The 3,863-nt window shown below is 41.5% G+C and carries 5 protein-coding genes; 1 reads left to right on the top strand and 4 read right to left on the bottom strand.

The features are described 5' to 3' along the window. Positions 1 to 199 precede the first annotated feature (199 nt). Positions 200 to 1,120, bottom strand: a complete 921-nt coding sequence (locus HMPREF2700_RS00415) for a PoNe immunity protein domain-containing protein (protein ID WP_283129656.1) — start codon at positions 1,118 to 1,120, stop codon at positions 200 to 202. Between the two features lie 212 nt (positions 1,121 to 1,332). On the opposite strand from HMPREF2700_RS00415, the gene HMPREF2700_RS11945 reads away from it, so the two are divergent. Beyond that, positions 1,333 to 1,467: a hypothetical protein gene (locus HMPREF2700_RS11945; RefSeq protein ID WP_283129655.1), complete on the top strand. Its 135-nt coding sequence runs from the start codon at positions 1,333 to 1,335 to the stop codon at positions 1,465 to 1,467. Between the two features lie 489 nt (positions 1,468 to 1,956). Here the strand turns inward: HMPREF2700_RS11945 and HMPREF2700_RS00405 are convergent, their stop codons facing one another. The 3 genes from HMPREF2700_RS00405 to HMPREF2700_RS11760 all read right to left on the bottom strand — a co-directional run. Further along, positions 1,957 to 2,307 (bottom strand): hypothetical protein, encoded by a 351-nt coding sequence (locus tag HMPREF2700_RS00405; RefSeq protein WP_083303919.1) that lies wholly within the window; start codon positions 2,305 to 2,307, stop codon positions 1,957 to 1,959. A gap of 31 nt (positions 2,308 to 2,338) precedes the next feature. Then, positions 2,339 to 3,571 (bottom strand): hypothetical protein, encoded by a 1,233-nt coding sequence (locus tag HMPREF2700_RS00400; protein WP_070589138.1) that lies wholly within the window; start codon positions 3,569 to 3,571, stop codon positions 2,339 to 2,341. Between the two features lie 8 nt (positions 3,572 to 3,579). After that, positions 3,580 to 3,863, bottom strand: a 284-nt coding sequence (locus HMPREF2700_RS11760) for a hypothetical protein (RefSeq protein ID WP_210389835.1), incomplete at its 5' end; no start/stop codon positions are given.

The following is a 3,863-nucleotide window of genomic DNA, read 5'->3' as shown; positions in this document are numbered from 1 at the left end:
GGTTGCCCAATGCGTCGTAACGGTGATGCCAGACATGGCTTCGGGCTGTGCCGTCCAGACTGTCGTGGCGGTACTCTCTGATAAGGTTGCCAAGTTTGTCGTAGAAGTATTGGTGGCGGCTACTCTTGTGCATTATGCAAAAGGCCGTCTGAAAACCCGATATGATTTCAGACGACCTTTTTATCGTTTCGTTTCTATTTTATTTTTGAAGCTCTTCCAATTCTTTTTCGCTGAAACGGACTTTACCTTTGTCTTCGCGTTTGAGTAGCCGCCAAACAGTATCTTCCCGGAAAATAGGATTACCGTTCTTATCCCTCTTCGCACTGACTTGTCCGGCAGGCAGAAGCTCTCCTTGATTAATTTGGATTTCGTGTCCGATAAAATTATTGATGCCGTATCTTCCTGTAAACGGAGCGGGTGTGCCTGCGTTGAGGAGCAGAGGCAGGTTGTCGCTCCCATCTTGCTCCTGTTCGCGTTTGAGTTTCTGCTCCCTCGCCCAATCAACCATATCTTTGGGGTAATACATGTATTGCCTCAAGGAGGTGTCATCCAAGTCTTTCAAATAGGCAACTGCGGCGGATTCAAAACTCCAGTAGCCGATATAGCCCCCATATTCGGGATCTTGCTCCAAATGGGTGTCGATGAGGGGATTGCCGATTTTTCGGTTGCCGTCGTACCAACCGGCGAGATAGGCGTTGAGGTGTTTCAGGGTTTCTTCCTTGCTCTCCGCCATGATTGCTTGTAGCAGGGGTTTGCGGAAATTATAACCACCGCACCGGAATTTGGCTTTCGGATCAAAATCCATCGGAATAACCATATTGATCAAGGCATTAAAAGATGTGTCAATAAAGCCGTCCAATTCATAGCACCGTTTGACAATTTCCAGCCAGTCAGCCTGTTCAAACAAAAGGCACAAGCCGATGGCGTTCACCAGAAAATCTCTGCCACTCGCCCCTCCGCCCCAAATGGACATTGTCCAGCCTTCTTCGATCAGTTCGGGATCGTCCACGGGATATTTTTTATCGATTGCCAAACACAAACGGCTGTATTCGATTGCCTGGGCAAAGCGGTCGCGGACGATCTCTATCGGATAACCTGCGGTGTATTCTGCTATGGTCAATACATATAATGAATCGACAACTGTTTCTGGTGGTGACGTTGGAAATTCATGCATTCCTTCTAATGCTACATTAAGTAACCACAGATTATTTTGATATGACTGTCTAAAAAACTCTTCTTTAAACAATCCCTGACGGTCTTTATTGCGGTCGTACTGTATTGCGTTTTCTGTCATTTTCTACCTCTCGGTCGGTTGGTGGGTTTGGATTGGTTATGGCGTTTTTCCTCATTTCGGGCATCGCGCCGACGGATGGCGATGATGCGGTCGATATACCTTTCGTTGTCGACATGTCTGACCGATATATCGTTATGATTCCGGTGTTTGGTTTCTTCGTATCCGTTCAATAACGCGTCTGCATGTTGCCAGCCGACGGTATCTGGGATATTCAGGGCGGTATAAATGATGTGGCGACGGTATAAAACTTTCCATTTTGATCTAACAATAATTTTTTGAAAATCGACCTGTACTGATTTAGTCAGTCTGCTGTTTTGGTCAATTACTTCTCTCGTTAGCTGGCTGCGCAATGAGACGATTTCTATCGGATAACCTGCGGTGTATTCAATTATTTCAACATGATCGATTGGGACGAATAGTGTATCCGGCTCTCTTGGCAAAACAGATATATCATCTTTCGTTTCTTCTGTTGTATGAACAATCGAACAGAACGACTGCCATTAGTAAAAAGGTCGTCTGAAAATTTTCAGACGACCTTTGTGAAAGTTAGGCGTCCAATTCAACCTACGCCTGTTATGTAAACAACACAGTGCTTTCTTGAAATATGAACAATCCTTTCTTAGAGAAAAGCTATCTAAACTAAACGTTCAGATTACTTTAACTCATTCTTTAACTTTTATCTGATAAAATTCTTTCTGGTCCATACTTTCAAACCAGCCTACTGCTCCTCTTACATAATAAGATATTTCAATCTTAATATCCTGTTTGGTCTGTGGAGTTCCAGAAATATTCAATTTGTTATACCACATATTGGTAGGCGTTACAGTCAACCCCGAATTCGGAGGATCCATTTTTACCCTGAAATAATCGGGATAAGCAGCATATTTAGTTCTTAATTCTATGAAATATGGCTTATTTAATTCTGCATCTGGTAATGCCTGAACTTTATGTTTGCCGGCAAAACAACCGGATAACGCTATTGCAGCCGAAAAGATAAATACATTTTTCATCATACTTAAATATCCTCCATAATTTGCTGATACTTCACAAACTTTTAAACACAATTGCCCCAAAACTGGCTTCTAGAAACTTTTTCAAAGTAATTGTACTAGTGTGTTGAATATCTCCAAATTGTGTTAACTTTCCTACCCAGCCCCAGGTAAATAGTTTTAAATCCACTAAGTCTGTCAGGTTACTGTTTTCATCAATATTTAACCCTGTACTTTGGCTTACCAGCGGACTTTCCCATACTATCCAGTGTGTCTTCAGGTTCGGTGTCGTTGCACCTTGAAAAATATTTCGCGAACTCATCAGTTGCACAACACGGTAGCCTTGTATAGCATATTTGTTTATTTCCGCCAATTCTTTCAGAGTGCTGCTACCACGAATCGTGACTAAATTACGCAGGTCTTTCGCATCCGATTTTGTCAACCACTTTTCCATATCCCAATGAGTTGTAATAGCTGCCATTTCTTTGGTTGGGCTGTCATAATCCCAAATCAGGTTTTCCGAATCGCGCAGACTGCCTAAGGTGATCCAATCTAATCCAGATATTCTTTGGTCTCCTGCTTCATCAAAAAAGTTTTTAGGCTGAGCCGCATCACCTGCCTTAATTTCCAGATTGGCAAAATTTGCTTTTCCTGTTTCCCATAGTTGCTTGACCGCTATCTGATAAAGATCGGGACGATCCTTCAGTAAGCAGTAAAAGTAAGCAGCAGGTCCGCATAAGGATGATCGTTTTTGGTTTGGATAACCTTCGCCCTGACTTTGTCTTCCTGCTGCCAGCCTATCCCTCAATTCCTGTTCGATTCTATCTTTTTTAAACGGGTCATTTTGATGTCCGGCTGGATATTCGGGCGTTACAAAAATCTGCTTACGACTAATATTTAATATGTCTGTCGGTGGAGAATTCCCAGGTTGCTTTCCAGAAGTATCTCCGCTACTCTGCATTGCTTTGAGTGGCTTTAATTTTTTATAGTTATCTGCCTTGTAAAAATATCCCAAAACTTGAGTACTATAATCTACTAAGGTAGGAGAAGAAGCTTGATATTTACGGTAAAGATAAATAAATACTTTATATTTTGCAGCCTGCTCCTCAGATAAATCAATAGGGAAATTAAACGCAACATACACCTCTTTTGAAGAAAGCACAGGCTGTAATGAGTTTAAATATGGCATATATTTTTTCTTTACTGTGTCATATATTTGGATTTTATATTTCAATTCTGAAATAGGTATATTAGTGTCAACCTTACAGCCCAAGTGGAAGATTTTCATATTTTTCCTTAATTTATATCATCAATATTTAAGCTATTTGAATAAAGCATTTGTACTTTGATTCTTTCAGGTTCTAGCGAGTAGAATACTTCCGTATAACCATTTTCATCAGTTTTACCCTTATGGATTTGGGCATCTTTCAAATAAGCTACATATTCTGTATGCGCGTAGGGATTCTGGTCGTCATCCAACATTTGGAAACGTAAGGCGTAGCGTTTACTTGCTTCAAACAAAGGCAGCTTCATTGATGCATAGCTATTCGCCCCATTCACCACCAACGGCGCCCTCACCC

Origin of the sequence: Neisseria sp. HMSC068C04, from assembly GCF_001810105.1 — a bacterium.
GTDB classification, from domain to species: domain Bacteria; phylum Pseudomonadota; class Gammaproteobacteria; order Burkholderiales; family Neisseriaceae; genus Neisseria; species Neisseria flavescens_B.
The sequence above is the reverse complement of the archived record's forward strand: the minus strand, read 5'-3'. Positions and strand labels throughout refer to the sequence as shown.